Source organism: Halobellus limi, from assembly GCF_004799685.1.
GTDB classification, from domain to species: Archaea; Halobacteriota; Halobacteria; order Halobacteriales; family Haloferacaceae; genus Haloquadratum; species Haloquadratum limi.
The window spans coordinates 128,032-151,756 of sequence record NZ_CP031312.1; the positions used below are offsets into that span (position 1 = coordinate 128,032).

The 23,725-nt window shown below is 66.7% G+C and carries 22 protein-coding genes and 1 pseudogene; 12 read left to right on the top strand and 11 right to left on the bottom strand.

The genetic code is table 11. The features are described 5' to 3' along the window. Positions 1–348 precede the first annotated feature (348 nt). Positions 349–1,350, bottom strand: coding sequence for a metal-dependent hydrolase (locus tag DV707_RS15190; RefSeq protein ID WP_103993217.1), 1,002 nt, complete (start codon positions 1,348–1,350; stop codon positions 349–351). A gap of 143 nt (positions 1,351–1,493) precedes the next feature. Between DV707_RS15190 and DV707_RS15195 the strand changes: the two genes are divergently transcribed. Then, positions 1,494–2,621 (top strand): aminotransferase class V-fold PLP-dependent enzyme, encoded by a 1,128-nt coding sequence (locus DV707_RS15195; protein WP_103993218.1) that lies wholly within the window; start codon positions 1,494–1,496, stop codon positions 2,619–2,621. A 34-nt stretch (positions 2,622–2,655) separates the two neighbouring features. On the opposite strand, the gene DV707_RS15200 is transcribed toward DV707_RS15195, so the two are convergent. Then, positions 2,656–3,123 carry an arsenate reductase/protein-tyrosine-phosphatase family protein gene (locus DV707_RS15200; protein ID WP_103993219.1) on the bottom strand — a complete coding sequence of 156 codons (468 nt, stop codon included), beginning with the start codon at positions 3,121–3,123 and terminating at the stop codon, positions 2,656–2,658. A 438-nt stretch (positions 3,124–3,561) separates the two neighbouring features. Next, positions 3,562–4,365, bottom strand: a pseudogene (locus DV707_RS15205) (DUF4397 domain-containing protein); the annotation flags it as partial. Positions 4,366–4,841: 476 nt separating this feature from the next. Here DV707_RS15205 and DV707_RS15210 point away from each other — a divergent pair. The 10 genes from DV707_RS15210 (at position 4,842) to DV707_RS18495 (ending at position 14,110) form a co-directional block, all read left to right on the top strand. Further along, positions 4,842–5,120 carry an ArsR/SmtB family transcription factor gene (locus tag DV707_RS15210; RefSeq protein WP_103993221.1) on the top strand — a complete coding sequence of 93 codons (279 nt, stop codon included), beginning with the start codon at positions 4,842–4,844 and terminating at the stop codon, positions 5,118–5,120. Positions 5,121–5,183: 63 nt separating this feature from the next. Beyond that, complete coding sequence (locus DV707_RS15215; protein WP_103993222.1) at positions 5,184–5,465, top strand: hypothetical protein; 282 nt, start codon at positions 5,184–5,186, stop codon at positions 5,463–5,465. 84 nt (positions 5,466–5,549) lie between these two features. After that, complete coding sequence (locus DV707_RS15220) at positions 5,550–6,398, top strand: aldo/keto reductase (protein ID WP_103993223.1); 849 nt, start codon at positions 5,550–5,552, stop codon at positions 6,396–6,398. Positions 6,399–6,478: 80 nt separating this feature from the next. After that, the gene (locus DV707_RS15225; RefSeq protein WP_103993224.1) at positions 6,479–8,050 is read left to right on the top strand and encodes a pentapeptide repeat-containing protein; all 1,572 of its coding nucleotides are present in this window, start codon (positions 6,479–6,481) and stop codon (positions 8,048–8,050) included. A gap of 99 nt (positions 8,051–8,149) precedes the next feature. Beyond that, entirely contained in the window at positions 8,150–8,272 is a 123-nt protein-coding gene (locus DV707_RS19210) for a hypothetical protein (RefSeq protein WP_268806891.1), read from the top strand. A 384-nt stretch (positions 8,273–8,656) separates the two neighbouring features. Next, positions 8,657–9,703, top strand: a complete 1,047-nt coding sequence (locus tag DV707_RS15230) for a TAXI family TRAP transporter solute-binding subunit (protein ID WP_103993225.1) — start codon at positions 8,657–8,659, stop codon at positions 9,701–9,703. 78 nt (positions 9,704–9,781) lie between these two features. After that, on the top strand, positions 9,782–10,294 hold the full coding sequence (locus DV707_RS15235; RefSeq protein ID WP_394348350.1) for a DUF1850 domain-containing protein: 513 nt from the start codon (positions 9,782–9,784) through the stop codon (positions 10,292–10,294). Beyond that, positions 10,291–13,002: a TRAP transporter permease gene (locus DV707_RS15240; RefSeq protein WP_103993226.1), complete on the top strand. Its 2,712-nt coding sequence runs from the start codon at positions 10,291–10,293 to the stop codon at positions 13,000–13,002. Before DV707_RS15235 ends, DV707_RS15240 begins: the two co-directional genes overlap by 4 nt. A gap of 208 nt (positions 13,003–13,210) precedes the next feature. Beyond that, the gene (locus DV707_RS15245; protein ID WP_103993227.1) at positions 13,211–13,867 is read left to right on the top strand and encodes a helix-turn-helix domain-containing protein; all 657 of its coding nucleotides are present in this window, start codon (positions 13,211–13,213) and stop codon (positions 13,865–13,867) included. Between the two features lie 99 nt (positions 13,868–13,966). Continuing rightward, positions 13,967–14,110: a hypothetical protein gene (locus DV707_RS18495; protein WP_160113983.1), complete on the top strand. Its 144-nt coding sequence runs from the start codon at positions 13,967–13,969 to the stop codon at positions 14,108–14,110. Between the two features lie 292 nt (positions 14,111–14,402). On the opposite strand, the gene DV707_RS15255 is transcribed toward DV707_RS18495, so the two are convergent. Further along, the gene (locus DV707_RS15255; protein ID WP_103993228.1) at positions 14,403–15,182 is read right to left on the bottom strand and encodes an MOSC domain-containing protein; all 780 of its coding nucleotides are present in this window, start codon (positions 15,180–15,182) and stop codon (positions 14,403–14,405) included. Between the two features lie 216 nt (positions 15,183–15,398). Beyond that, a complete protein-coding gene (locus DV707_RS15260; protein ID WP_103993229.1) occupies positions 15,399–15,656 on the bottom strand; it encodes a hypothetical protein in 258 nt (85 codons plus the stop codon). A gap of 150 nt (positions 15,657–15,806) precedes the next feature. Between DV707_RS15260 and DV707_RS15265 the strand changes: the two genes are divergently transcribed. Beyond that, positions 15,807–17,183, top strand: a complete 1,377-nt coding sequence (locus tag DV707_RS15265; RefSeq protein WP_103993230.1) for an aminomethyltransferase family protein — start codon at positions 15,807–15,809, stop codon at positions 17,181–17,183. Positions 17,184–17,314: 131 nt separating this feature from the next. Here the strand turns inward: DV707_RS15265 and DV707_RS15270 are convergent, their stop codons facing one another. From DV707_RS15270 to DV707_RS15295, 6 genes are all read right to left on the bottom strand, one after another. Beyond that, positions 17,315–18,133 (bottom strand): universal stress protein, encoded by an 819-nt coding sequence (locus DV707_RS15270; protein WP_103993231.1) that lies wholly within the window; start codon positions 18,131–18,133, stop codon positions 17,315–17,317. Positions 18,134–18,301: 168 nt separating this feature from the next. Continuing rightward, positions 18,302–19,549, bottom strand: coding sequence for a serine hydroxymethyltransferase (glyA, locus tag DV707_RS15275; protein ID WP_136361901.1), 1,248 nt, complete (start codon positions 19,547–19,549; stop codon positions 18,302–18,304). Between the two features lie 265 nt (positions 19,550–19,814). Beyond that, the gene (locus DV707_RS15280) at positions 19,815–20,672 is read right to left on the bottom strand and encodes a methylenetetrahydrofolate reductase (RefSeq protein WP_103993233.1); all 858 of its coding nucleotides are present in this window, start codon (positions 20,670–20,672) and stop codon (positions 19,815–19,817) included. A gap of 116 nt (positions 20,673–20,788) precedes the next feature. Beyond that, the gene (locus tag DV707_RS15285; protein WP_146063911.1) at positions 20,789–22,081 is read right to left on the bottom strand and encodes a hypothetical protein; all 1,293 of its coding nucleotides are present in this window, start codon (positions 22,079–22,081) and stop codon (positions 20,789–20,791) included. Between the two features lie 175 nt (positions 22,082–22,256). Then, entirely contained in the window at positions 22,257–23,222 is a 966-nt protein-coding gene (locus DV707_RS15290; RefSeq protein WP_103993235.1) for a succinylglutamate desuccinylase/aspartoacylase family protein, read from the bottom strand. Positions 23,223–23,270: 48 nt separating this feature from the next. Continuing rightward, positions 23,271–23,660 (bottom strand): winged helix-turn-helix domain-containing protein, encoded by a 390-nt coding sequence (locus tag DV707_RS15295; protein WP_103993236.1) that lies wholly within the window; start codon positions 23,658–23,660, stop codon positions 23,271–23,273. Between the last annotated feature and the right edge of the window lie 65 nt (positions 23,661–23,725).

Sequence of the window (23,725 nt, forward strand, 5' to 3'; positions counted from 1 at the left end):
CACCGATCCCCGGCGGGTTCCGGTTGAGGCCTATAGCAGCGCCTCGAACGCGTTGGCGACCCGATACGAGGCGGAAATCGCCGTCCAGTTCGGACGGGGACCGCCAGTATACACAAGACTTTTACTCGATTCGCCGAATCATCAGACACGGTCACGGGCGAACGCCCCCGGCGGGCGCACGGGTAGGGGTACGCGAGCGAACGTCGGGCGTCGTCCGATGGACATTTTTCGAGACCAACTCGGGAGCGGAGCCGCAAGTGTCGGTGGGATTCGGAAAGTATCGGTGAGGTCCGGAAAGTATCGTCAGTCCAGGGTGTCGGTACGCCGGATGGCAGGTCGCGACCCTCCCTACGCGAGTGCCACGTAGACGAACACGTAGCCCACGAGCGCGACCGTGGTCCCGGCCAGTGCGATGGCGACGACCCCGAAGTTCGGCCGGAGTCGTTCCGAGACCACCACGTCCTGCCGGAGGGCCGGCCTGACCGGCGAGGCCGACCGGTACCACGAGAGCGCGCCACAGACCGAGCCGACCGCGAGGATCGAGAACACGAAGTGATACGAGACGTCGAGCGTCGGCGGCACGAGGACGAGCGCGGCGGCGCCGTACGTCGCGCCGAGCGCCGCGCTCCGGTCGGAGAACAGTCGGACCGAGCGGTCGGTCACGCGCACGACGGCCAGCACCGCGAGCCAGACGACCGCCAGTTCGAGCGCGAACGCGCCCAGGAGGTGGATCGTCGGATCCGGGTGCAGGACGACGCGGGCGTCGACGAGGCCGACCTCGAACGGGTACAGAAGCTGCGGCGGCGAACCGGTCACCAGGTCGCCCCACGGGTGCGTGAAGAGGCCCACCGCGGCGGCCGCCGTGACGGCCCGCAGAGAGAGGTCGGTCCGGCGGGCGGTCAGGGTCGCGATTGCGAGTCCAACGAGCCCGAACGCGCCCATCACGACGCCGCCGAGCGGGCCGCTGACCGCGACCGCGACCGCCACGAGGCCCGCGACCCCCGAGAGCGCACCCGCGTACGCGAGCCGGCGCCGTCGGTCGGATCGGCGGACGGCAGAACTCCAGAGTCCGAACGCCGGGGCCGCCACGACCGCCACGACGAGCGAGTGCGTCATCGACCGGTGGACGGTGTTGGCGGCGTCCCAGAACGCCTCGGGGTTGACCGCTCCCCCGCCGAGGAACCGGCCGCCGTCGATCGCGGCGACGGCGTAGACGACGTCGACGTCGGGGAGTGCCGCGAACGCGCCCGCGACGGCACCGAGCGCCAGCGCGCGCCGCGGCCGCCAGCCTCGCCACTCCGCGAACAGCACCGCGAGGGCGAACGCCAGCATCGCGTGACCGAGAAACACGTCATCGTAACCCCGCGCTCGCGGAACATAAGCGTCTCGTCAGCCATGGTAACGTACCGCGGGGTCGGAGACCGCCGGCCGCGCGCTCCGCACCGTCGCCGCGTCCAGCAGTCACTAAGTGTGGAGAGCGAGAAGACGGGGTAATGACGACGCCAGCCGGCGTCCGTGACGCCGTCCCCGTGTTCGAGGAGACGAGGTATCTGAACACCGGCGCGAGCGGGCCGAGTCCCCGGCCGATCGTCGAACGGGCGCAGCGGACCGTCGAAGAACACGAGTGGGGGGCCGCCGCGGATCCGGGACCGTACCCCTACGCCTTCGGGCTCTTCGAGGACGTGAGAGCGGACGTCGCGGGCTTCATCGGGGCCGAGCGCGACGAGGTGGCGCTGACGCAGAGCACGACCGACGGAATCAACCGCATCGCCTGTGCGATGGCGTGGGAACCGGGCGACGTCGTCGTCAGGACGGACCTCGAACACCCCGCGGGGGTCCTCCCCTGGCAGCGACTCGAACGGCAGGGGTGTGAGGTCCGCGTGGCGCCGACGACCGACGGCCGGATCGACCGCGACGCCTACCGCGACGCCGTCGCGGACGCGAAACTCGTCTGTCTGAGCGCGCTGACGTGGAACTACGGGACGCACCTTCCGGTCGCGGAACTGGTGGCCGACGCCCACGACGCCGGCGCGCGCGTCCTCGTCGACGCCGTCCAGGTGCCCGGGCAGTGCCGGCTGGACGTCCACGAGTGGGGCGCGGACGCCGTCGCGATGGCGAGCCACAAGTGGATGCTCGGGCTCTGGGGCGGCGGGTTCCTCTACGTGGACGACGACGTCGTCGACGACTTCCACCCCGGACAGATCGGCTACCGGAGCGTCGAGGAGTCGGGCGCAGACGAGTACGAACTGAAGGAGGGCGCACCCCGCTTCGAGATCGGGACGACGAACCCCGCGCCGTACGCCGCCCTCTCGGAGTCGATCGACCTGCTCGAATCCGTCGGCCTCGACGCGATCGAGCGCCACATCGACGACCTCGCGACCCGGTTCGTCGACGGCGTCCCCGAGGGGAGACTCGTCAGTCCGCGCGACCCGGAGTCGGGACTCGTGACCGTCACCGTCGACGATCCGGAGTCGACGGTCGACCGGCTGCGGGAGGAGTACGGGATCGTCGTTCGTTCGCTGCCGGACCCCGAGGACGCCGTGCGCGCCTCGCTGCACGTGTACAACACGGCCGAGGACGTCGATCGACTTCTGGACGGACTGAACGAGATCGGGTGGTGATCGAGGTTCACGACCGCCGTTTCGGTTTTTATTGCTACGCTGAGCCAGCTCCGCCCGGCACGACCTCGTCGAGGAGGTCGCCGACGCGCCGCTCGATCTCGTCGCGGATCGCCGCGACCTCGGCGGGCGGGCGGCCGTCGGGGTCCTCGAGGTCCCAGTCCCTGTTCTCGCCCGCCCACCCGGCGGGACAGACGTCCGCGGCCGAACAGCCCATCGTGACGACGTAGTCGCTGTCTCGGACCTCCGCGAACGCGATCTCCCGCGGCGTGCGCGCCGAGAGGTCGACCCCGACCGCGTCCATCGCCGTGACGACCTCCTCGTGGACGCGCGCTGCCGGCCGCGTCCCCCCAGTGAGCAGTTCGATGCGGTCTTCCAGTCCGCGTCGTTCGAGTTCCCGTCGAGCGAACGCGTAGGCCATCTGTGACCGGCCGGCGTTCTGGACGCAGACGAAAGCGATACACGTGGGGTCGGATCGATCCGGAGAGTCTGAGTGGTCAGTCATGAGCGGCGGAGCGGAACGCGAGCGGTCGTCCGCGGACGCCGAGACAGACCGACCGGACCCGAAACCGGCGATCGTTCCCGGGCAATCCGGAGGCGTCTCGTCGCGTATTCCACGGGATAGAGTTGAAAAGAATTTCAATTAAGTGTTTCGAGGTTCGGGGCGGTATCGACGGGGCTGTGATCGATTCGAAAGCAGGTTGTGAAAATATACAATTAATGGCCAGAAGTGACGTTTCACAGTCTGCAGAGATCGCGATGTCGTCGTCGATGGCTCAACACCACCGTGAATAGGCGTTGTGAAGTTGCACAGATAGTAAACTAAAGTGATCGGGGTTCGAGGAGGATTCGATCGTCTGCCCCCGCCTGGAACCGTGCGGAACGGCCGGATCGATGAAGTGAGGTGCCTCGGAGGGCCGTGGGTTCGACCCGTCGCCTACGCGGTGTCCTGCGCGACGACCAGGTCGAAGGGCGTGTCAGCGGGTTCGTCGTCCGGCGAGAGGTAGCCCGCGGCGAAGGCGGTGTACACCTGGCCGCCGCCGAGGCTCACGTCAAAGTCGGCGACCACGTCGCCGTCGTTGCTCTCGGTGTCCCCGCGGATCTGGAGGGTATAGTCGCCGGCGGGAACCTCGACGTATCCGGCCTCCCCGTAGGCGACGCCGTCGTAGAGGGCGTCGCCGCTCGATTCGACCGTCACGTCGACCGCCGGGGCGTCCGGCGAGGCGTGAACCACTCTGACCCGCGCGGTGTCGCCGCCCGGGTCGGAGTTGTCGTCTTCGAGCACGAGCGGTTCGAACGGCTGGTCGCCGTCCTCGCCGATCTCGCCGGTTGCAGCGACGGTGTACGCCGAGTCGGCCTCGACCGGGACCGGTCCCGAGAAGACGGAGGTGTCCGCGTCCCCGGCGGCCGTGATCTCGACCTCGCGTTCCCCCGCCGGAACCTCCAGATACGGGCTGACGGCCCCGAACGCCACGTCTTCGAGTACCGCGTCGCCGTCGACGTACACGTCTACGTTCGGCGCGTTCGGCGACATGTGCGCGACGCGAACCATCGCGGTCCCCGCCGGCGTCTCAGTGGCCGTCTCCGTCTCCGTGGCCGTCGGCGTCGACGTGGGAGTGTCGGTGGCGGTGTCCGTCGCGGTGTCGCCCCCGCCGGAGCCGCCGCAGCCCGCGAGCCCCGCTATCGTGCCGGTGCCGATGCCGACGAGCACCCGTCGTCGAGTCGTGTCCGATGTGTCTGATGACATCCGGTTTCGACGACGTTTGACAGAAATATAATAGCTTTCGCAGATCAGACTAAAATCTCACTCAAATCCCGCTAAAATCCATACACAGGCTCTCTATTAGCAGGTATAGATCCACGGACGAAAGGATTTTATGCTGTATTCTCGGATATGTGAAATACGGAGGAAACAGTATCGTCGCGTCGATTCCAGGGGGGAGAACGCCGGGTCGAGACGCCGCCGCCAGTCGGCCGTCGGGCCGCCCGAGCGGCGTCTCCGTTCGTGGACGTCGCGGTGACGCCTCCGTTCGAGGACGACAAGGTGACACCTCTCTTCGTGGACGTCGCGGTGGCGTCCCGGGGGGGACGACGGGGATCGGACCGTTACCAGCGGGCACATCGACGGGGCCGTCGTCGGTTGCGCCGCGGCAGTGCCGACCTCGGAACCGCGAGGCCGCCCGCCGGAGGTTTCTTAACGGCACACGGAGAACCGTCGGAGGGATGGATACGGTCCTCTGGCAGACGCTCGCGGGCACACGCGGAGGACCGAACCGCGCCCGTATCCTGCGCGCGCTGGACGAGCGACCGCGGAACGCCAACCAGTTGGCCGAGGAGTTCGACCTGGCGTACAACACGATCAGACACCACCTCGACGTCCTCGAAGACAACGGTGTCGTCGAGAGCAGCGAGGCCGACTACGGGACGGTGTATCTGCCGAGCGAGCGCGCGCGGACCCACTGGGACACCGTCGAGACGATCATCACACAGATAGAGGAGTAACATGACTCACGAACGGACCAATCGACGCTCGAATCCGCTCACGAGCGGAGGGGAGGTGGCAGTATGTCGCTGATGCTCGACGCTGCCCGCATCGCCGCGGGACTGAACGTGCTGCTGCTGCTGGTGATGATCGGCGTGTGGGCCGACACCTACCGCGAGGTCCGCGCGCCGTTCACGCTGGCGTCGATCGTCTTCGCGGCGTTTCTCCTCGCCGAGAACGCGGTCGCGCTGTACTTCTACTTCACCGCCCCCGCGATGCCGACGGTCGCCGTCCAGGTGATGATGATCCTGCAGATCCTCGAAACCGCCGGGATCGGCGTGTTGACGTACGTGACGCTGCAGTAGTCGGCTCGGTCGACGGGACGGCTCTCACCGGCGTGTCGAGAGCGCCGCCGGACCACTTACTTACCTCGCCCGCGACGGTCCGGTGTGACACGCAGAAACGCGAGCGACACGTTCGACATCGGCGGCGAACTGACCGTTCACCGGCTGGGATACGGCGCGATGCGGCTGACCGGCGAGGACATCATCGGGGAACCCGACGACGTCGAGAACGCGAAGAGGGTGCTCCAGACCGCGGTGAGCCTCGGCGTCGACTTCATCGACACCGCGGACTCCTACGGCCCCGGCGTCAGCGAGCGGCTGATCGGCGAGACGCTCGCGCCCTACGCCGACGACCTCGTGATCGCGACGAAGGGCGGACTCCTGCGGAACCGCGAGGGCGAGTGGCTGCGGTCGGGGAGCCCCGACAGCCTCCGGAACGCGCTTTTGGCCAGTCTCGATCGGCTCCGAACCGACAGCATCGACCTGTATCAGTACCACCGCGTGGACCCGGACGTCGACCTCGAAGACTCGGTGACCGCGCTCGCGGAGTTGAAAGACGACGGCGTGATCGGACACGTCGGCCTCAGCAACGTGAGCGTCGAGCAGCTGGAGACCGCCCGGGAGATCGTCGACGTCGCGACGGTCCAGAACCGGTACAACCTCGGGAACCGTGAGTCGGAGGCCGTCCTCGACGTCTGCGAGTCGAACGACATCGGGTTCGTCCCGTGGTTCCCGCTGGGCGCGGGCGACCTCGGCGAGAAGGCGTCGGTGCTCGAAGCCGTCGCCGACGCGCACGACGCCTCGGAGTACCAGGTCGCCCTCGCGTGGTTGCTCCAGCACTCGCCGGTGACCCTGCCGATTCCGGGCACCTCCTCGATCTCTCACCTCAAGGAGAACGTGGCGGCGTCGCACCTCGAACTGACCGACGAGGAGATGCGACGGCTGGACGAGTAGCGACGCCCGCCACCGAGTCGAGACGGCGACTACGACGATAGTATCAATAGATCGCGGCCGACAGGTCCTCCGGAACACAGATGGACGATCCCTCGGGAACGCGGTGCACGTTCACGTTCGATCCCGCGGCCTGGAGCGAGCAGGCGGGGACGAGAAGTCCGCTGTACGGGGACCTCCTCGACGAGGGGGAGGTCTGGCGCTGTCCGCACGAGGCCGAGGGCGACGCCGACAGGTGCCTCTTTCACCGCCCCGTGGCGGAGAAGGACGACCGGGCGGTCAGAAAGGCGTTTCTCGAAAAGATCGACGAGATCGGACGAGAGCCGAAGCAGTTCATCGGAGCGCGGTTCGGTTCGCTCGCGCTCGACCACCGGATCGTCGAGTGCCGGGACAACCACCGGATCGACCTGCGGCACGCCCGGTTCGAGGGCGAGGCCAGTTTTCGGTACGCGATCGTTCGACAACCGCTCGCACTGGAGGGCGCGTCGTTCCAGGCCCGACCGATATTCACCGAGACCGCATTCGAGGGCGAGGTGTACCTGACCAAGGCCGCGTTCGAGGCGTCCGCCCGGTTCATCGAGGCCGAGTTCGCCGCCGGCGTCTGGGGGTACAAGGCCGAGTTCGCCGACGCCGACTTCCACATGGCGGAGTTCGGCGGACCGGTCGACTTCAGCGAGGCGGCGTTCGAGTCGGCGCAGTTTCGGGAGAACGAATTCGCGTCGGTGGTCCGGTTCGAACTCGCCACGTTCGAGGAGGTGACGTTCTCCGGGAGTCGGTTCGGTGGCCGCCTCTACTTCGACGGAGCGACGGTACCCGAGCGCGTGAATCTGGGAAAGACGGCGTTCGAGGCGTCGGCGTCGTTCGAGGACCTCGAACTCGACGTCGGACACTGCTGTGTCGACCTGGGAGAGGCGACGATACCGTCCGGGCGACTGCACGTGCCCGAGTCGGGGACTCTCGTGTACGACCTGGCCGACGCGACGCTCGGCGACGTCGAAATCGCCGGCGCGGAGGCGGTCGAGCGGCACATCGATCGCTTCCGCGTACGCAACACGACGTTCGACGGGTTCGACTTCGGACGCTACCGGAAGTTGCTCCACGAGCGGGACTGGAACGTCCATACGGTGGTCGACGTCCCCGGACTCGACGACGGTGCCGGGTCCCCCTCGGCCGGAGACCTCGAGAGCACGTACCTCAAGGCGAAGAACGGCGCGAACGAGATCGGCGACACCAAGGCGGCCGCGGAGTTCTTCCGGCGGGAGATGCTCAACAGACGCGACCAGTACGTGCCGACGGCGCTGGACGGCGACGCCGGTCCCCGAGAGCGCGTCGCCGCCGCGGGCAGGTGGGCGGCGAACTCGCTTCTGAACGTCACGGCCGGATACGGGGAGCGTCCCTCGCGGGTGGTCGGCGTCTCCGTCGGAACGATCCTCCTTTTCAGCGGGCTCTTCGCCGCCGTTCAGCCGGTTCCGCCCTACGAGACGTCGATCGGTTACCTCATCCTCAGCCTCGAGTCGTTCATCACGCTCGTGCTGGGCGGCGCGGAGGACGTCGGAAGTCCCTGGATCCGCCTGCTCGCTCAGATCGAGGGGTTCGTCGGCGCGTTCCTCATCGCGCTGTTCGTGTTCACGTTGACGCGTTCGATCCACCGATAGCGGTCGCGGCGGGTTCGAGTGTCCACCACGAGCGCAGTCCGGGACGAGTCCCCGGCAATATTTGTGCGAGAAACGCGTACGCACCACCGGGGTGAGACGATGCCCCTGGTACCGCACTATCCGACCGACGAACCGAAGCGCGATCGCCGCGTCCCGGACATCGACGAGATCGTCGACGACATTCTCGGGAACGGCGACGACCCGCAACCGGTCGTCGGGTGATCCCGACGGGGCGGGGTGCGATACCGCATTTTTTCGGGTGGCGGACCAGCGCGTCGACGGGACGATCGCCGTCGACTTCAGAATCCGATATGTCGCGCTTTCGGTGCCTCTAGCGGAGTGTTACAGCGGACAGGGTGGTGTTAGCCACCGTCGGGAGTTCGTATTAATAGGTTCGGGAGGAACTTTCCGGACCTTTATTTTCGAGGGCGGGATCGGCGGTCCGTTTCTCCCATCGAAACTGACATATACTTCATCTGACCGTACCGATGTTGGCCCATTATTGGGTAATGTTGCAAGTTGACAGGGGGGATATCCCGCACATCTTCGGGTTTCGATCATAAATGACCAGAGATATAAACCTCTGTAGCGTTACTGTGAGATGGTATGTCATCCGAAAGAAGTCGACGGAGATTCCTCGAAGCGGCCGGTGTCGCAGGCGTTGCAGCCCTCGCTGGATGTAGCGGCAACGGCGGCGGCGACGGTGACGGCGGCGGCGACGGTGACGGTGACGGCGACAGCGGTGGGGACACCGCGACCGAAACCGAGACCGAGACGGGCGGCGACGGAGGGGACACCGAGACCCGCCTGAGCTGGCACGCCGGCGGCACCGGCGGCACCTACTACCCGCTGTCGAACGAGTTCAAGACCATCGTCGAGGCGAACACGGACTTCTCGCTGAACGTCCAGTCGACGGGCGCGAGCGTCGAGAACGTCGGGAGCCTCGCGGACGGATCCGCCGACTTCGCGCTGATCCAGAACGACATCGCGTACTTCGCGAAGAACGGGACGGGCATCGAGACGTTCGAGGGCAACCCCATCGAGAACCTCCAGGGCGTCGCGACGCTGTACCCCGAGACGATCACGGTCGTCACGCTCCAGGACACCGGAATCGAGACGCTGAGCGATCTCAGCGGCGCGACGATCAACACCGGCGACCTCGGGTCCGGGACCCAGGTCAACGCGAACCAGATCCTCGAAGCCGTCGGCATCACCGACTACAACGAGCAGAACGCCGGCTTCTCGCAGGCGTCCGAACAGCTCGCGAACGGCGACATCGACGCCGCCTTCGTCGTCGGCGGCTGGCCGGTCGGCGCCATCGAGGACCTCGCGAACACGAACGACATCCACATCGTCCCGATCGAGGGCGACAACCGCGATGCCGTCAAGGACGCCGCCTCCTGGTTCGCCGACGACACGATCCCCGCCGGGACGTACACCGGCGTCGACGAGGCCGTCGAGACCGTCGCCGTGCAGGCGATGATCGCGACCAACGCCGGCGTCCCCGCCGAGACGGTCGAGACGGTCACCGCGGCCATCTTCGACAACCTCGACGAGCTGTCGATCAAGACGGACTTCATCACCGTCGACAGCGCACAGGACGGGATGTCGATCGAGCTCCACGAGGGCGCGGCGGCGTACTTCGACGCGTAACTCCGTCGGAGAGCCACCTCTTCGAGGGTCCGTCCGTACCGTAGCTGTCAAAAGCGAACTTCTGTTTATTCCCAAGCGGTGAACCGAACAGCAATCACACGAAAACGCGCGCTCGTGGTGCTGGGGGTCGTAGCGATCGCCGCAGCGGTGGTTCTCGCCGGCGCGGCCGCGGCCGTTCCGACCGGACAGGTGCTCGTGGTCGAGGACGTCGACACGGGGGAACACTACGTCACCCAGCCCGTCGAGAACGGAAGCACCGTCGGGCTGGAGTACACACACAGCGTCGAGAAGACCCGCGTGTACGACGAGTACCGGATCGAGGGGGAGACGCTCGTGAACACGCGGATGGAGTTCGAGTCTTACGGCTGGGGGCTGCCGTCGAGAGTGAACGTGACGAACGTCAACGGGACGTTCGTCTACGAGCCGCCGGAGCCCATTATGAGGACCGAATCGCTCTCGGTGTCGCCGGGACGGATCGCAAACCATACGTTGATCATCGACGACCGAGAGTATGACCTGGTCGCGGAGACGAACGCCAGTGACGTCCGGATCCACGTCGAGCGGCGAACGATAGGAGACATATTCCTATGAGTACGAACAACGAAACAGACGGCGCAGACGGTGCCCAAGAGGAGATATCCAGAGAGGAGGCCGAAGAGCTCATCGAGGAGATCGAACGCCGCCGCGCGTTGAAAGGGTTGGCCGCCCTCGCGGTCGCCGTAATCGGGATCTCCTTCTCGCTGTTTCAACTGGCGCTTGCGGCGCGGAGCTTCACCTTCACGATCCCGCTCCCGTTCGTCGAGAACTTTCAGGTGTCGTTACAGCTCCTGCAGGCCAACGCGATCCACGTCGCGTTCGCGCTCGTGCTCACGTTCCTGATGTTCCCCGCCAGTATGGGCGACGGGTTCGTCTCGCGGAGCCTGGGCCGTCTCGTCGACGCCGTCGAGGACGCGTTCGGCGCCGACAACCCGCTCGCGACCGCGTTCGATCGACTCCGGGGCGCGTTCCGCTGGGCGTTCCTCGATCCCGATCGGAGCCGGGTCACCCCCTTCGACGTGCTCTGTATGGTCGCCGCCGCGCTCTCTGCGCTCTACTTCCTGATGGAGTTCCCCGAGATCCAAGATATGCGCGTGTTCGGCCTCGAATCGGGCCGACCGGTCACGGAGATCTACACGTTCCTCGAACCGGTCCTGGGCGGCGTCCCGTTCATCAGCGAGTACTCCTACGCGATGATCCTCGGCGTCGTCGGCGTCCTCCTGGTGCTCGAAGCCACCCGCCGGACGCTCGGCCTCCCGCTCATGCTCATCGTCGCCACGTTCATCGTCTACGCGCGCTGGGGCTATCTCATCAGCACCGGCACGCCGTTCCTCGGCCTGCTCGCGATCCCCGAACTCACCTGGCCCGACATCGTCCAGAACCTCTGGTACAACACCGAGAACGGCGTGTTCGGGATCCCGGTCACCGTGTCAGTCAGCTTCATCTACATCTTCATCCTCTTCGGCTCGTTCCTGGAGATGAGCGGCGCGGGCCAGTGGTTCATCGACCTCGCGTACGCGGCCACGGGCAAGCGCAAGGGCGGCCCCGCGAAGGCGAGCATCCTCGCGAGCGGGTTTATGGGGACGATCTCGGGGTCGTCGATCGCGAACACGGTCACCACCGGCGCGTTCACGATCCCGCTCATGAAGCGCTCGGGGTACTCCCCGGAGTTCTCCGGCGCGGTCGAGTCCTCGGCGTCGTCGGGCGGGCAGATCCTCCCGCCCGTGATGGGCGCAGCCGCGTTCCTGATGGTGCAGTACACGGCGACCCCGTTCCGCGAGATCATCATCCTCGCGACGGTGCCGGCGGTCGTGTTCTTCTTCGGCGTCTGGGTGATGGTCCACTTCAAGGCGGTCCAGGAGGGAATCGGCGGCCTCGAGGAGACCACGCCCGTGGTCGAACACATGAAGAAGGGCTGGTTCTACCTCGTGCCCATCTTCCTGTTGCTGTATTACCTCATCATCGAGCGGCTGTCGGTCTCTCGATCCGCGTGGTTCACGCTCGTCGCGCTCGTCGCGCTCATCACGTTCATCGCGGCCTACAGCGAGAAGACGCGCGCGTTCCTGCTCGGCTCTCTCGCCGTCATCGTCGGCGTCGAACTGGCGAGCTACGTCGTCGCCGGCGTCGCCGTCACCGGACTCCTCGCCGGGAGCGGCGGGTCGGGGGTTCCGCTCGCGGAGGCCGCGTCGGTCGTCCTCCCCCGGATCGGCTGGTACGCGATGCTCGCCGGCGCGGTGACGATGCTCGTGTACTCGGACGTGCAGTCGAAGGTCCTCGATCTCAACCCCACGGTGCAGGAGGCCGCCGAGTCGGCCGGACGCCGAGGCGGACGCGACCTCGGTGAGAACCAGCTGTTCCGCGTCGGCACCTTCGTCGTGAAGTCGATGGAGGAGGGCGCGCGCACGGCCGTCCCCGTCGTCGTCGCCGTCGCCGCGGCCGGCATCATCCCCGGCGTCATCAGCGTCTCGGGGCTGGGGCCGAACCTCACGTCGCTGCTCTTGGCGCTCTCGGGCGGGTCGATCGTAGTGATGCTTCTCGTGACCGCCGTCGCGAGCATCATCCTCGGGATGGGGATGCCCACGACGGTCACGTACATCATCCTCATCTCGATGCTCGCGACGCCGCTGGTCGAGTTCGGCATCCCGCTCCTGGCCGCGCACCTGTTCATCCTCTACTTCGGCGTCATCGCCGACATCACGCCCCCCGTCGCCGTGGCCGCCTACGCGGCCAGCGGGGTCGCGAAGTCCGATCCCTTCGAGACCGGCGTGAAGGCCTTCTCGCTGTCGCTGAACAAGGCGATCGTTCCCTTCGCGTTCGTGCTCGCGCCCGGGATCGTGCTGCTCCGACAGAAGGAGAACGCCGCCGAACTGCCCATCCGCGACCAGTACCGCGTCGTCAACTTCACCGATCTGGCGGAGCTGTCCTACTCGATCCCGGAGATCCTGATCCCCATCATCGGTGTGTTCCTCGGCGTCGTCGCGCTCGGGGCGACCGTCATCGGGACGCTGTACGGATCCGTGAACCGGGCCGAGCGGACCGCGTTCGCGTTCAGTTCGCTCCTGCTTATGGCCCCACGACTGCTCTCGGAGTCGGTCTTCGGCGTCCTGGGTCTGGCCGGCGTGACGGTCTCGGTCGATGCGCTGCTGCTCGACCTCGCGCTCCGCGGTGTCGGCTTCGTCCTCTTCGTCGCGCTCGTCACGAAGAACCGGCGCGAATCGGAATCCGCCGGCGGGCGAACCGAGGTCGAAGCCGCGTCGGCGTAGCGAGCGGGAGGCCACCCCGTTCGCGCGGCGTCTGCCGGACAATCGACAGGCTAAGATACACTCGGGTCGGAGTAAACCGATAGACACTATTGGCCGGCTGGAAATCGGTGCGTATCGCTCGACTCGGTAGGGACCGCGGGGCGGGACGATCGCGTCCGGATCGGCGGCGCCACCGAGGAGTCGGCGGCCGAAAGGAGAGTCACGAACTATGTCGATCACAGCAAAGGTACACATCCGACACGAACACCTCGCGCTCGTTCCGACGCTACAGAACCTCGACGGTGTCAGCATCCGCGTGATCACCCAGGGGACGACCGACCCGGGGTCGACGTACTTCCCGTTCCTGATCGAGTACGACGACCACGAGAAGCTCGAATCGATGCTCGAAGACGACGTCACCGTCGAGCAGTTCGAGTTGATCGACCGGACGGGCGACACCGCCATCTACTACATCGAGCACACGCCCGAAACGATCCTCATCAGCAGCGTCGTGACCGAACAGAACGGGTTTCTCGTCCACACGGAGACGAAAGACGGCGGGTGGCTGGTCCACCTGTTGCTGCCGGATCGGGCGGCGCTCAACGCCATCTGGGAGTACGCGATCGAGAACGACATCGAACTGGACATCATCGAGATCTACAGCAACGAGGACGCCGGCGGCGAGTCCTCCTACGGCCTCACCGACGAACAGCGGGCGGCGCTGCAACTCGCCTTTTCGGAGGGGTATTTCAACGAGCCGCGGGACATCTCGCTCAGCGAGGTCGCCGAGGAGATGAGTCTCTCCTCGACGGCGATGAGCGGGCGGCTCCGGCGCGGGATGCGGAACCTCATCGCGGCGACGATCGCCGACCGGGACCGCGATTGACGTCCCCCCACAGCCGACGCGCGAGCCTCCCGGTCACGGGCCCGAAAGACCACCGCGTGTGAGTGGGAGCCGCACGCGACACGCGGTAACCGCCTCTCGATGCCCCCATCCTGCGGGTGCACCGCCGACGAACTCGCCGCCACGCTGGAGGATTCGGGGTTCTGGGGTCCGGCAATGCCGCTGGCGTCGACGTACGAGGTGCTGGACAACGGCGACAACGTCTGGGTCGCGCCGGAAGAGTAGACCACGGCGTATCGAGGTCGTCAAACGGTGGGTCGAATAGATCAGATCAGAGCCCCCGGAGACGTGGGGCCCACAGCAGAACGCGATCGTCGACGACCAGCTCGATGCCGCGCAGGCCGCACCGACGTCGGTCACACATCGGAAACGCGTGAGAGACGTAGCTGAAGGCATTCTCGCGGAGAGTGACGACCCCGGCGACAAGTCGGCCTAAGTTTTCGGTGGTCCGTGCCGAGTGTTCGAGGCCGCCGCGGAATCGATCGAGGGGACGGTGCTCGCCGATCTGCCACCCGGGCTACCCGTCAAGGACGGTCACGGAATCGCCGACGCGGAGTCGGCGTCCGCGGTCCGCCTCGGGAACGTCGGCGATGAGCATCGCGGTGAAGAAGTGCTCGAAGGCGTCCGGGTCGGCCCACTCGGGGAAGGTCTCGCGACGCTTCTCGACGAAGCGCTCGCGGAAGTCCGGCGTGACCGCCCCGGTGTCGGGGTCGCGACCGGGAACCACGCAGCGACCGCAGGGCGTGACGCCCTCGAAGCGGACGTCCCCGATCTCGAACGCCGGCGCGTCGTCGCCGACGAACCGGTCCTCCCAGAAGGCGGGGACCCCGGAGACCTCGACGTTGGCGCGCAGGCGTCGGCGCGCCCCCTGGACGGAGACGTCCTCGAACCAGGAGGAGACCGTTTCGAGCGTGGCCGTGCTGACGACCGACGGTCCCATCTCGCGGCGGTCGACGAACCCGCGTCGAGCGTCGCGTTCGAGCGCGAGGTCCAGATCGAAGAAGTCGCCGAACCACGCCGCGGCGCGTCCGCGTTCGGACTCCCGGGTGAGGTCGAACTCCGCGGTCTCGCCCGCCCGCGTCTCGACGGCGAACGCGCCCGTCTCCGGGTCGTAGTCCGTCGCGAGTTCGTGCACTCGCTCCGTCCGCTTCCCGTTGACCACGTCGCCCCCGGCGTCGAAGAGCGCGAACTCCCGATCCCCCTCCAGCGTCCCGCCGTCGAGGACCTCGGCGGCGCGGACGTCGGTCCCGCCGAGGCCCTTCAGGGGGTACACGCGGAGCCGTTCGAGTCGTGCCATCACCCGCAGTGAGGCGACGGAGCGTGATTACGGTTACCGTTCGCGCGGAGGAGAGGCCGGGTTCGTCGAGAGGGTTCGTCGACCCGCGATCGCGACGAACCCCGAACGCGATAGAGAGCGACGGAGCGGCGGTCGGCGGAGCGAGAAGACGTGGACCGACGGCGATTACGGAGAGGGAGCGACGGGAGACGCAGAGTGGACGGGTGGGCTAGACGACTACCGTTCGGTCCGATACACCGGCCGAAGCGACGTGACGTCCTTGTCGTAACCCAGCCACACGCTGAGGGCCGTCGCGACCAGCACCAGATACACCGGGTACAGGAGCAGGAGGACGTACCCGAAGGCGAACGCCGTGAGGGTTCCGTACCAGTACAACAGCAGCGCGGCCGCGAGGCCGACGATCGCGCCCGCGACGACTCCGAGCCGGAACGCGCGAGCGGCGTCCGGACCGGGCGCGGGTCGAGACGGATGCATACGCCTGTTTTCGGCCGGAACAAAATAAACGATGCGAGGTATGGAGTGATCTAGCACGCAGTTTCCGACCCACCTTTTCCGAACACCGGGATAAAAGCACGGTACTATCAGGGTTACATTTTATTTGGGTATGATAACATCATTCATAGGATGTCAGGAGACGCCGACCACCCGAACTTCCCGAGTGTCGACCAGTCCGATCGATCCGTTCCACGGAATCTCCGCCAGACGGGCGATCCGGGCATCCAGATGCTCGTCTCGACCCGCGTCCGTAAGTCCCCGTTCTTCCACAAATCGTTCAACGAAAACGGCGCGTGGCGCTGTACCGTCTACAACCGACTCTACCACCCCCGCGGGCTCGTCGAGCCCGAGGACGGCGGTGCGATGGCCGAGTACGACGCGCTCACGAACGACGTCACGCTGTGGGACGTCGCGGTCGAGCGACAGATCCGCGTGAAGGGCCCCGACGCCGAGGCGCTGACGAACTACGTTGTCACCCGCGACGTGACCGGGATGGACCCGATGGACGGGAAGTACGTCATCCTCTGTAACGAGGAGGGCGGCGTGCTCAACGACCCGGTCCTGCTGCGCCCCGAGGAGGACGAGTTCTGGTTCTCCATCTCGGACTCGAACCTGATGCAGTGGCTCCAGGGCGTCAACGTCGACAACGACTTCGACGTCGAGATCGACGAGATCGACGTCGCCCCGATGCAGATTCAGGGCCCCAAGGCCGAGGACGTCATGGTCGACGTCGTCGGCGACGAGGTCAAGGATATCCCCTACTACGGCCTGATGGAGGCCGAGATCAACGGCGCCGACGTGCTCATCAGCCAGACCGGCTTCTCCGGCGAGGCCGGCTTCGAGATCTACGTCAAGGACGCCCACAAGAAGGCCGACAACGTGTGGGACCCGGTCCACGAGAGCGTCAAGGACCACGGCGGTCGTCAGATCGCGCCCGGTCACCACCGCCGCATCGCGGCCGGGATCATGTCCTGGGGCCAGGACCTCGACTTCGAGACCTCCCCGTTCCAGGTCAACCTCGGCTACCACGTGCCCGACGACAAGGAGGCGGACTACATCGGCAAGGAAGAGCTCGAGAAGCAGAAAGAGCAGATCGAGAACGGCAACTACCCGTTCACGCACAAGCTCGTCGGCCTCAAGCTGGCCGGTGAGCCCATCCGTGACTACGCGCCGGACTTCTGGCTCATCTCCGACCCCGAGACGGGCGAAGAGTGCGGGTACATCACCTCGCCGTGGTGGAACCCGGACCTCGAGACCAACATCGCGATGGGCTACGTGCCCGCCGAGAAGATCGAGGAAGTGACGGACACGCCGCTCAACGACGAGATCTACGACGAGGACCTCGATCTGGAGTTCCAGGTCCACCTTCCCGACGAGTACTCCGAGGAGCCCGGCGAGCCGACCTTCGCCACCTTCGCCAAGGTTCCGTTCAAGGAGTCGGTCAACCCGAGCGCCCGCGAGCAGGCCAAGCTCAACGCGCGCAAGGAAGCCGAACAGAACAACTGAGGCTGTCGACACCGCCGACCGATCAGGGTTTTCTTTTTATTGTCGCAACCGGGACGGTCGGATGCACCGTCGGCGGGGCAAGTGCTCGATCCGCGAGAACGACGGCGACCGCACGGGGACGATCGACGGGCCTATCCGGTGAGCGTCACCGGACGGTCCGCCGAGAGCATCACGTCTTCGGCGATGCTGCCCAGGATCGCTTTCTGGACCCCCGAACGCCGTCGGCCGCCCATCACGATCCCGTCGACGTCTCGGTCGTCGGCCGCCGCCAGGATCTTCCGGGTCACCTCGCCACCGACGGCGACGCGCTCGACGGAGAGACCGCGTTCTTCGAGCATATCAGCCGCCGCGACCGCCGAGCCGATCTCCTCGAAGTCGTGCGGCGGCGCGCCGGCGTAGTCCTGATGCGGGAAGACGTACAGGACCGTCACGGCGACGTTCGCTGCGGCGTCCGGGAGGCTCGCGGCGTACCGCGCCTGGTGGCGCGCCCGTTCGACGCTGCGGTCGATCGGGAGCAGCAGCTCTCTGGGACCGTCGTCGATCACCATCTCGGTGCCCGTGATCGTGACCGGGCGGTCCGTCGAGACGAAGACCTCGCGGACGGTGCTCCCGAGCAGGATCGGTACCACTCCGGACCGCTTCCGGCCGCCCATCACGATCTCGTCGCAGTCGAGGTCGTCGGCGATCCGGACGATCTCGGCCGCGACGCCGCCGTCGCCGACGCGGCGATCGACGGCGATCCCGTGGGACTCGAGGTGCTCGGCCGCACCCACCGCCGGATCGAACTCCTCGAACTCGACGTCGTCTACGGTGTCGAGGCTGCTCGGCGGGACGACCGTCAGCACCGTCACCTCGACCTCGGACTCGGCGTTCGGGAGGCTCGCGGCGTACCGCGCCTGATTGAGCGCTCGATTCTCGTCGTCGTCGACGGGGAGGAGTACCTGGTACATACCGTATGAACGTTCGTCGTAGTTACAATTATAACCAGGTCATCGTTCTTACCTGACAGGAAAGCGGGAGGACCGTCGGGTCGCCTCATAATGGTTACTCTCGTCTCGTACCGCCGAGCGCCGGCAACAGGGGTGACGCTCGGCGGCGAAAAGTGAGAGTGATCGGTATCAGTCGTACAGCGGATACTCGTCGGTTAGTTCGTCGACGCGCGAGGCGACCGTCGCGCGCGTCTCCTCGCTCTCGGGGTCCTCGACGACGCGCGCGATGAGGTCTGCGACCTCCCGACACGTCGATTCGGTGAACCCGCGCGTCGTGACCCCGGGCGTGCCGATCCGGACGCCGCTGGGGTCGAACGCCGAGCGCGTCTCGCCGGGGACCGTGTTCGCGTTCAGGACGATCCCGACGGACTCTAAGGCCGACTCGACCGTCTTGCCGGTCGTGTCGGGGTGCGACGGACGGAGGTCCACCAGGAGGAGGTGGTTGTCGGTGCCGCCCGAAACCAGGCTGAAGCCGTGCTCCTGCAACCGCTCGCCGAGCGCCTGCGCGTTTTTCACCGTCTGTTCGGCGTAGGCCCGGAAGTCAGAGGAGAGCGCCTCGCCGAAGCCGACGGCCTTCCCCGCGACGTTGTGCATCGCCGGCCCCCCCTGCGCCCCGGGGAAGACCGCGGCGTCGATGGCGTCGGCGTGTTCCTCGTCGCACATCACGATCCCGCCGCGGCCCGCCCGGATCGTCTTGTGCGTCGACCCCGTCACGAAGTCGGCCACGCCGACCGGCGAGGAGTGTACGCCCGCGGCGACCAGTCCCGTGATGTGGGCGATGTCCGCCAGGTGGTACGCGTCGACGTCGTCGGCGACCGCCTGAATGCGCTCCCACTCGACTTCTCGGGGGTAGGCGGAGTATCCCGACACGATGATGTCGGGGTCGAACGACTCGGCCGTCTCCGCCAGCCCCTCGTAGTCGACGTAGCCCGTCTCCTCGTCGACCTCGTACTGTTCGACCTCGTAGGTCTGACCCGCGAAGTTCGCGGGATGGCCGTGCGAGAGGTGTCCGCCGTGAGTGAGATCGAGCGAGAGGATCTTGTCACCGGGGTCGAGCATCGCCAGGTAGACCGACATATTCGCCTGCGACCCCGAGTGCGGCTGGACGTTCACGTGCTCGGCGCCCCACAGTTCCTCGGCGCGCTCGATCGCTAACTCCTCGACCTCGTCGGCGTACTCACACCCCGCGTAGTACCGCTCGCCCGGGTAGCCCTCCGCGTAGTTGTTCGTCAGTTCGGAGCTCTGGGCGGCCATCACGGCCTCGCTCGCGTGGTTCTCGCTCGCGATCATCGCCAGCGTCTCGTTCTGTCGCCTGCGCTCGCCTTCGAGCGCCTCCGCGACGGCAGGGTCGGCCGCCGCGACGGATTCGTACGTCATACGCTCCCGTCTCGGGGCCAACGGCGGATAATTCTGTCTTCTGACACAATATGATAGGAGTCCGATAGGCTGTGGCCGGTGCGGGCCGGTCGCGAAACGCCGCGCGGACGGACCGAGTAGCGGGGACGAACACCGACCGGGGTGACGGAGGCGAGCGCCGGTGAGAGCAACGGAGGCGAGTACGGGTCGAAAAGGGGAACGAGGAGTCTCGAACGGGGAGTAGAACGATCGCGGCCGCGGAGAAGGCGACGCGTTCGGAGGACCGTCAGCCGTTCAGCCGGCTCTGCCGCCAGGATTCGAGGTCGGACGTCTGATTGAACGTGTAGATGTGAAGCCCCTGGAGTTTGTACGTCTCGTCGTCGACGTACGGCGCGAGTCCCTCGATCAGTTCGTCCGGCTTGTAGCGTCCGCGCGAGCCGATGAACTGCTTGATGAACCCCACGATGCCGGTCGTCTTCCGCAGGAACTTCACGGAGTCGCCGACGCCCACCTTCCGGGAGATGTTGATCAGCTTCTCGTACTTCATGACGCCCGGGATCCCCACCTCAACGGGGAGGTCGATTCCGCGGCCGCGGATCTCCTCGATCCACTCTAAGATGGTGTCGGGGTCGTAACACAGCTGCGTCACGATATACGTCGCGTAGGGCGCTTTCTTCTCCATCGCCTCCGCCAGTTCCTCCTCGGAGATGAAGTCGTGACCCTCCGGATAACCCGTGATCCCGACCTCCTCGAACTCGTACTCTAGGTCCTCCAGCGCCACGAGCAGGTCGTAGGCCGACTCGAACTCGCCGACCGCCTCCTCTTTGTCACCGCCCGGCACGAAGATGTCTGTGATCCCCGCCTCCGTCAGTCGGCGCGCGATCTCTTCGAGTTCCTCGGGGCCCTCGATGTACCGCGCGGCGATGTGCGGGACCACCTCGTAACCCGCTTCAGCAGCCTCCTCGCACTTCTCGACGGTTCGGTCGATCCCCAGCTGCGGCGACGTCGTGATCGCCACGGTCGCCCCCTCCGGCAGCTCCGAGAGCTCCCCCTCGAAACTGTCGAACGGCATCAACTCGAAGCGCGCCGTACTCAACAACTGCGTAACGCCGTCTGCGACCCCGCGCTGTGTACCAACAGACATCCTTGTCTAACGATGGGGAGGGACGTACTTTTGTCTATTGGCGCGTCGAAGCCGGAGAGGAGATCTACGCTCGAAAAAAGTCGGGCGGGGATCGACGCGGGTAGGGATCGACGCCGTCAGGACGCGTCCGGTGCGGACTGTCGAATCCGTGCCGCCACGTCTTCGACGGACAGTTCGCGCTTGGGATCGTCGGAGACGCGCCGCAGGACCAGATCGAGGACGTTGAGCTGGCGGAGGAGCCGCCGCGTCCGGTCGTGCTCTAATCCGAGATCGCGGCCGACCTCGTGGACCGTTCTGGCGTCGACGACCGCGTCGACGACGTCGTGCAGCGTCAGTCGCTCCGGGAACCCGATCCCGTCGGCGACGAGTTGGTCGTCCGGAAGCGGATCGATCCGGGGATGCTCTCGGGCCCCCTCGCTGCGCGCGTCCGATGACGAGCGATCGGCCGAGACGGCCCCACTAGCGGAACCGGACCGCTCTTCGTCGGGCGATCCGTCGGCTCCGGACCGGGTCTCGTAGGACGTCGGCGAGTGGACTCCCGCTTCGATCATGTACCGACGGACGGTCTCGTCGGAGACGTCCATCTCGATCCGCTGGCTCATCTCCTCGAAGGTGTCACAGGCCTCATAGAGCCGCCGGAGGTACGGCGTGTCGTCGTACGGCGGCACCGACTCGTCGCGGGCGGCCGCGAGCGGGTCCGCATCGTCGGAATCGGCGTCGGGGGAGACGACGTCGTCGGAACCGACGCCGGAGGTCGGATCGGCCGCCGTCGGATCGGACGCCGCCGAACCGATCGGTCGGTCCGTCGGGTCGGAACCCGTACCCGAGGTGTCGCCGAACGTCGAGGCCGCCGGGGAGCTCCCTCGCCCGGAATCTTCCGCGTTCCGCTCTGAACCGTCCGGATTCCGCTCGGCGCCGTTCGCATCCCGAGGCGTGCCGCGCGATCCGGGCGAGTCGCCGCTTCCGTCGGCGACCGACTGGTCACCGGACGCGGCGGCGTCCGACGCGTCCGCTCGGTTCTCGGACCGGACGCCGGTACCCAGATCGGTATCGATGACGACGTCGACCGTCGCGGTGAGGGTTCCGTCGTCGAACTCGGCGTCGGTCGAGCGGGCCGAAACCGCCGTCTCGTCGAACGGAGTCTCGCGAGCGCCGTCCGTCGAAGCGTCCGGAAAGAGGGGCAACTGGACGGTGAGATCGAGCGTTCCGTGCTCGACGCTCGCCGACGCCACTTCGGGGCCCGACGACGCCTCGCAGAACGGGATCGCCACCTCGACTGTGGCGCGGAGCGATCCGCTACCGGCTTCGTCCGCACTCGCAGCCGCTTCGACCCGACGCACGGTTCGACCGTCAGACCCGAGGCGCTCGATCACGCGCGAGAGAGCGTCGAACGAGGAGTGCGGCTGCATCGCCATATCACTGACAGAATCTAACACATTGTGGTTGGGTAACGGTACGTGCGGAATGGTGAAGGCCTTCAAAAGGTGGGACCGCGGGGGCCCGCAGTGAGAGCAGAATGGTGACGGGACGGCGGCGAAGTCGAACGGTGGCGAGTCGAACGGCGGCGAGAACGGACGGGTGCGTTCAGGGCACCGTGGCGATGCTCACGATCCGCTCGCCGGTGACGACGACGCCGCCGGGGGACGCGGAGTACAGAACCCCGGCCGCGCTGGCGGTGATCGTCTCCAACCGCTCGAAGGACGCCGGGTCGAACACCGCACCGAGTTCCTCGCCCGCGCTCACCTCGTCACCGACGCCGAGGTCCGATCGGAGCTCGAAGAGGCCGGACTCCTCGGCGACGACCCGCGGCGCGTCGTCTCGGAGGAGTCGCTGGTCCGTCGTCCGGTTCACGCGCTCGTCGACGACGTCCAGTTCGCGGAAGACGTTCCAGACGCCCTCGACGCCCGATCGGACCGCCGAGCGGGCGACGGTCCGGCTGTTCGAGAGTTCCGCGGTTATCGCGGGAACGCCGGCCTGTGCGGCCGCGAGCCGGAATTTTCCGGCGAATCCGTCGGAGACCGCGTCGCCCTCGACCGCGTCGTCGTCGGCCAGGAGAAACGCCGTGCCGAACGCCTCCGCGAGCGCCCGGGCCTCGTCGTCGCTCCGGCTGAAGCGGACGTGTTCGAGCATCTCCGGCATCCCGGTGTGGAGGTCGACGGCGGCGTCGCTCTCCTCGACGAGCGGCCAGAGGTTCGCGACGAGTCGCTCCTGAAAGCTCCCGTCGGGGTCGCCGGGCCAGATGCGGTTGAAGTTCGAGTGAAAGGCGTCGTACGCCTCGGGCGTCAGATACGATCGGTGGTCGAAGGCGATCGGGTTCGTGACCGGGACGGCGACGACCGTACCCGCGATATCGGCGTCGACGAGGCGGTCGTGGAGGCGGCGCAGCGCCGCCGGCCCGTTGAGTTCGATTCCGTGCTGGGCCGCCTGCACGAACACCGTCGGGCCGTCGCCGCCCTCGTAGCGATGGACGGTGACGGAGACGTCGCGACCGGAGGGGAAGTGTCCGAGTTGGCGGTCGGACACCGTATGCGTCACGCGGGCGTGATCCATACCCGGAGGGAGCGGCCGGGCGGTAAAAAGTCCCGGGAGAGCACGCGATCAGGCGTAGGCGTCGTCGAACTCGCGTTCGCGGCGCATCAGCTCCTCGACCCCGTGTTCGAGGATTCCGCGACCCATCGCGGTCGGTCGGTAGTACGTGTAGAAACCCTGACTGTCGGCGGTCCGTCGCTGGCGCTTGTCGACGAGGCCGACGTCGACCAGTTCGTCGAGGTGGTAGTGGAAGTTGTGCGCCTCGACGTCGACCGCGGCCTTGAGGTCGGCGGCGCTCAGTTCGTCGTTGGCGACGAGCGTTCGCAAGATTCGAAAGCGCGTCCGGTGGCTGATCGCCCGCTGCATCGCCAGGTACTCTTCGAGCGTGAGCCCGCTGTCGTCGGGGAGCGGCGGCTCTGGCTGTCGGACTCCGTCGCTTGGACGGTCGGTTTCTGCCATCTGGAACGACTCGGTCGAACGTTGACTCCCGAAGTACTTAGTCGTTCTCGACTAGAGAGTTCCTG